This is a genomic window from Streptomyces sp. TRM68416 (assembly GCF_014596915.1).
GTDB lineage: Bacteria > Actinomycetota > Actinomycetes > Streptomycetales > Streptomycetaceae > Streptomyces.
The window spans coordinates 1-5,530 of sequence record NZ_JACVWU010000053.1; the positions used below are offsets into that span (position 1 = coordinate 1).

Annotated in this window: 1 protein-coding gene; it reads right to left on the reverse strand. The window is 73.9% G+C overall.

Annotation, left to right across the window (positions count from 1 at the left end; translation table 11 throughout):
* The coding region (locus tag ICC28_RS39755) for a type I polyketide synthase (RefSeq protein ID WP_188293750.1) at positions 1–5,530 on the reverse strand (5,530 nt) is incomplete at both ends.

Below are 5,530 nucleotides of genomic sequence, written 5' to 3' on the forward strand. Positions count from 1 at the left end.
CGTCCGTGCTGTCCGGGGCCGACGCGATGGTCAGCACCGCGCACTGCGGCAGCGGGGCGCCCGCGTCCAGAGCCGCGAGAAGAGCGGCGGTGTCGGCATGGGTCGTCGCGCCGGCGACGGTGAACGGGCCCTCACCCAGCACCGCCACCGAGACGACAGGAACCGCCGCCTCCTTCGACGCCACCGGGAACCACTCCAGCGCGAACAGACCGTCCAGATCCGGTGTCCCGCCGGACAGCCGGGACGGGTCCACCTTGCGCAGCCGCATCGCCTCGACCAGGGCGACGGGAGCACCCGCCGGATCAGCGGCGGCGACGCGCACCGTGTCCTCGCCCGTGCTGCGCAGCAGGACGCGGATCGTGGCTGCGCCGGTGGCCAGCAGCGACACCCGGTTCCAGGTGAAGGGCAGCCACACGCCTTCCGCGGCGAAGCCCTCGTGGAAGCGCTGTGCGTGCAGGGCGGCGTCCAGCAACGCCGGGTGCAGGCCGAAGCGGGCGGCGTCCTCCTCAGCCTGCTCGGGCAGGGCGACCTCCGCGAACAGCACCGACGGGTCCGCGGAGCGCCACACCGACCGCAGCCCCTGGAAGACGGGGCCGTAGTGGTAGCCGCGCTCGGCGAGGTCGGCGTAGAGCGAGTCGACCGGGACGGCGACGGCGCCGCGGGGCGGCCAGGCCCCCGAGAGCTGTGTGAAGTCGACGTCGTCGGCACCGAGGGTGTCGGGGGCGAGCGTGGCCTGGGCGTGCCGTGTCCACACTCCTCCCCCGCCGTGCGGCCGGGACAGCACGGCGGCGGTGCGCCGTCCGTCCTCGCCGGCCGGGTCCACGACGACCTGGATCTCGGCGGCGGTGCCGTCGGGCAGGATCAGCGGCTGCTGGATGAGCAGTTCCTCCACCAGGGGGCAGCCGGCCTGGTCGCCCGCGCGGATGGCCAGGTCGACGTACGCCGTACCGGGAACGATCACCGTTCCGGCGACCGCGTGGTCGGCGAGCCAGGGATGCGTGGCGGTCGAGATACGGCCCGACAGCACGATCGTGCCCTCGCCGGCGACCTCCACGCCCGCGGCGAGCAGCCCGTGCTCCAGCGCGGTCAGGCCCACTCGGCCGAGGTCGCCCTGACCGGCCTGTGAGGTGCGTTCCAGCCAGTAGCGGCGCCGGTCGAAGGCGTAGGTGGGCAGTTCCACCGGCTCGGCGACGGGGACGATCGTGTCCCAGTCGAGTTCGACGCCCGCGGCCCAGAGCTGCGCGGCGCTGGTCTGCAGACGACGCAGTCCGCCCTCGTCGCGACGCAGGGTGCCGGTGACCGTCACGCCGGCCGTGCCGCGCTCCTCGGCGGTCTCGGCGATGCCCGTCGTCAGCACCGGGTGGGCGCTGGCTTCGACGAACACGGTGATCCCGTCGTCGAGCAGCGCGCACGTGGCCTCCTCGAACCGCACCGGCTCGCGCAGGTTGTGGTACCAGTACGCGCCGTCCATGCTCGCCCCGTCGGCCAGTTCCCCGGTGACCGTGGAGTACATGGGGATCCGGCCCGCCGACGGCGTGAGTCCCGTGAGGCCGTCGATGATCTGCTGCCGCACCGCCTCCACGTGCGGGGAGTGCGAGGCGTAGTCCACCGGGATGCGCCGCACCCGCGGTCCGTGCTCCTGCGCGGACGCCATGAACTCCAGCGCGGCCTCGAGGTCGCCGGCCACGACCGTGGACGACGGCCCGTTGACCGCCGCCACCCACAGCCGGCCCGTCCAGGGCTCCAGGGCCTTGGCGGCCTCAGTGACCGGGGCCGCCACCGACAGCATGGTGCCGCCTCCGGCGATGGCCGTGATCGCCGCCGACCGGGTGACCACGATCCGTACGGCGTCCTCGAGGGAGAGAATGCCGGCCACGCAGGCAGCCGCGATCTCACCCTGGGAGTGGCCCACCACCGCGTCCGGGCAAACGCCCAGCGACTCCCAGAGGCGGGCCAGGCCCACCATCACGGTGAACATCACCGGCTGGATCACATCCACCCGGTCCACGTCCTGGGCCTCGGGCGCGCCGGTGAGCACATCCAGCAGCGACCAGCCCGCCAGTTCCTCCACGAGCGCCGAGACCTCGCCGACCAGGTCGGCGAAGACCGGGGAGAGCGTGAGCAGTTCGCGGCCCATGCCGAGCCACTGCCAGCCCTGGCCCGGGAACACCAGCGCCACCCGCTGCGGTGCGGCCTGTCCCGACACCGCACCGACGGCGGCCGGCCCCGAGGCCACGACGTCGTCCAGCGCGGCCAGCAGCGCCTCGCGGTCGTCGCCGACCACCGCCACCCGGTGGCGCAGTCCGGACCGGCCCAGCAGGGCCCGCGCGACTGCGGCCGGGTCCGCGTCCGTCTCCCGTACGAAGGACGCCAGGGCACCCGCCTGCGTGACGAGTCCGCCCGCGCTGCCGGCGCCGAGCAGCCACGGCACCGGCGAACCGGCCGGCACGGGCGAGGGCCGCCCCGCGGCTCCGGGCTCCGGCTGCTCCTCGGGCGCCTCCTCGACGATGAGGTGTGCGTTGGTCCCGCTGGCGCCGAAGGAGGAGACCGCGGCGCGCCGCGCCCGCGTGCCGCGCGGCCAGGCGACCGGTTCGGCCAGCAGCTCCAGCGCGCCCGCCGACCAGTCCACGAAGGGGGACGGCTCGCTGACGTTGAGCGTGCGCGGCAGTTCCTCGTGCTGGAGCGCCATCAGCATCTTGATGACACCGCCGACACCGGCGGCGGCGACGGAGTGCCCGATGTTCGACTTGAAGGAGCCGAGCCGCACGGGCTGGTCGGTGGGCCTGTCCTGGCCGTAGGTCGCGATCAGCGCCTGTGCCTCGATCGGGTCGCCCAGCTTGGTGCCCGTGCCGTGCGCCTCCACCGCGTCGACGTCCCCGGCGGACAGCCCCGCGTTGGCCAGCGCCGCGCGGATGACGCGCTGCTGCGACGGCCCGTTGGGCGCTGTGAGTCCACTGCTCGCGCCGTCCTGGTTGATGGCCGAGCCGCGTATGACGCCCAGGATCCGGTGTCCGGCTCGCCGTGCGTCGGACAGGCGCTCCAGTGCCAGCATGCCGACGCCCTCGGCCCAGGCCGTGCCGTCGGCATCCGCCGAGAACGGCTTGCACCGCCCGTCGGGAGACAGCGCCCGCTGCCGCGAGAACTCGATGAATCCGCCCGCCCCGGCGAGCACGGTGACGCCGCCGGCCAGCGCCAGCGTGCACTCTCCCTGCCGCAGCGCCTGCACCGCCAGATGCAGCGCCACCAGCGACGACGAACAGGCCGTGTCCACCGACACCGCCGGACCCTCGAAACCGAACGTGTACGACACCCGGCCCGACAGCACGCTGGAGGTGTTGCCGGTGAAGGCGTACCCCTCGACGCTGTCCGGCAGGCCTTCCATGTCACAGATGTAGGAGGAGCTGCCCGCACCGACGTAGACGCCGGTCGGGCTTCCCTTGAGGGCCTGCGGGTCAAGGCCGGCCCGTTCCATCGCTTCCCAGGACGCCTCCAGCAGCAACCGCTGCTGCGGATCCATCGCCAGCGCCTCACGCGGAGAGATGCCGAAGAACTCCGCGTCGAAGCCGGCCACGTCGTCGAGGAAGCCACCGCGCCGGACGTACGACGTTCCGAAGTGCTCCGGGTCCGGGTCGTACAGGTCCTCCGCCCAACCGCGGTCGGCCGGGAAGTCACCGGTGGCGTCGAGGCCCGCCGCGACCAGGTCCCAGAGGTCCTCGGGCGAGCGCACCCCGCCCGGGAAGCGGCAGGCGATGCCGACCACGGCGATCGGCTCGGTGACGTCGACGGCCGTCGTGGGTCCGGTCTGCTGGAGCGCGCCCGCGGCACCACCGAGCACCTCCTCCAGGACGTACTGGGCCAGCGCGACCGGGGTGGGGTGGTCGAAGACCAGGGTGGCGGGCAGCTGAAGGCCGGTGGCGGCGGACAGTCGGTTGCGCAGCTCCACCGCCGTCAACGAGTCCACGCCTGCGTCGAGGAAGCCCTTGGTCTCGTCGACCCGGGCCGGTCCCTCGTACCCGAGGATCGTGGCGACATGGCCGCGGACCAGGTCCAGCACCGCTCGGTTGCGCTCGGCCTTGGACAGCCCCAGCAGACGCCGGGCCAGGGAAAGGCCCGCTGGCCCCTCCGAGGCCGCGGCGCGCCGCAGCGGCGTCCGCACCAGGCCGGACCAGACCGGCGACAGCACCCCCGCCATCGCCCGCTCGCGCAGCACCTGCACGTCGACCCGCGTGGCGACCGTCAGTGCCGTGTCCGACAGCAGGCTCGCGTCGAACAGCGCGAGCGATTCCTCGACCGGCAGGGCCACGGCCCCCTCGCGGCTCAGCCGCGCGGCGTCCGCGCCGGCCTCCGTCCTGAGCGCACCCCAGGCTATGGAGAGTCCGGGCTGCCCCAGGTCCCGGCGCCGCTGTGCCAGCGCGTCGAGGAAGCTGCCGGCGGCGGCCGGACCCGCGTACCCGGCACCGCCCAGCACACCGGCCGCCGAGGAGAAGACCACGAAGGCCGACAGGTCCAGGTTCCGGGTGAGTTCGTCCAGGACCACGGCGCCCCTGACGCGCGCGTCCAGCAGCGCGCCGAGCCGGTCCGCGGTCAGCGTCTCCAACAACCCGCCCGTGTCTTCGCCCACCGTGTGCACCACGCCGGTGAGCGGCCGCTCCGCCGGGATTCCGGCCAGCACCTCGGCCATCGCGGCACGGTCGGCCGGGTCGCCGTCGGCGAACGTCACCTGGGCCCCGAGAGCGCCGAGTTCGTCCCTCAACTCCTGTGCCTCGCCGTCGTCACCGGTGAGCACGAGGTGGCGCACTCCGTGCCGCGCGACGAGGTGACGGGCCACTTCCCGGCCCAGTCCCTCGGTACCGCCCGTGACGAGCACCGTCCCCGCCGGGTCGAGGACGACGCCGTCCTGCCGAGGGGCGCCCCGCTTCAGCCGCGGGGCGAGGAGCTGGCCTTCGTGCAGGGCGAGTTGGGGTTCGCTGGTGTGGGTGAGGGCCGTGTTCCAGTCGAGGTCGGTGGTGTCGGTGTCGAGGAGGACGAAGCGGTCGGGGTGTTCGGTCTGCGCGGTGCGGATCAGGCCCCACGCGGTCGAGGCGGGGAGGTCGGTGACGCCGGCGTGGTCGCTGGTGGTGACGGCGCCGCGGGTGACAACGAGGAGGCGTACGCCTTCGAGGCGGTCGTCGGTGAGCCAGGTCTGGACGGTGAGCAGGAGGTCTTCGACGACTGCCTGTGCCGCGGCCGGGGTGTCGGTGGTGTCCGGGGCGGAGGCGATGGTCAGCACCGCGCACTGCGGCAGCGGGGCGCCCGCGTCCAGGGCCGCGAGGAGAGCGGCGGTGTCGGCGTGGGTGGTCGCGCCGGGGACGGTGAACGGGCCCTCACCCAGCACCGCGACCGAGGTGACCGGGGTGGCCGTCTCGGGCGGCGTCACCGGGACCCACTCCAGCGTGAACAGGCCGTCCAGATCCGATACGGCAGTCGACAGGCGGGCGGTCTCCAGCTCCTCCAGCCGAACCGACCGCGCCTCCAGAACCAATGCGCCCGT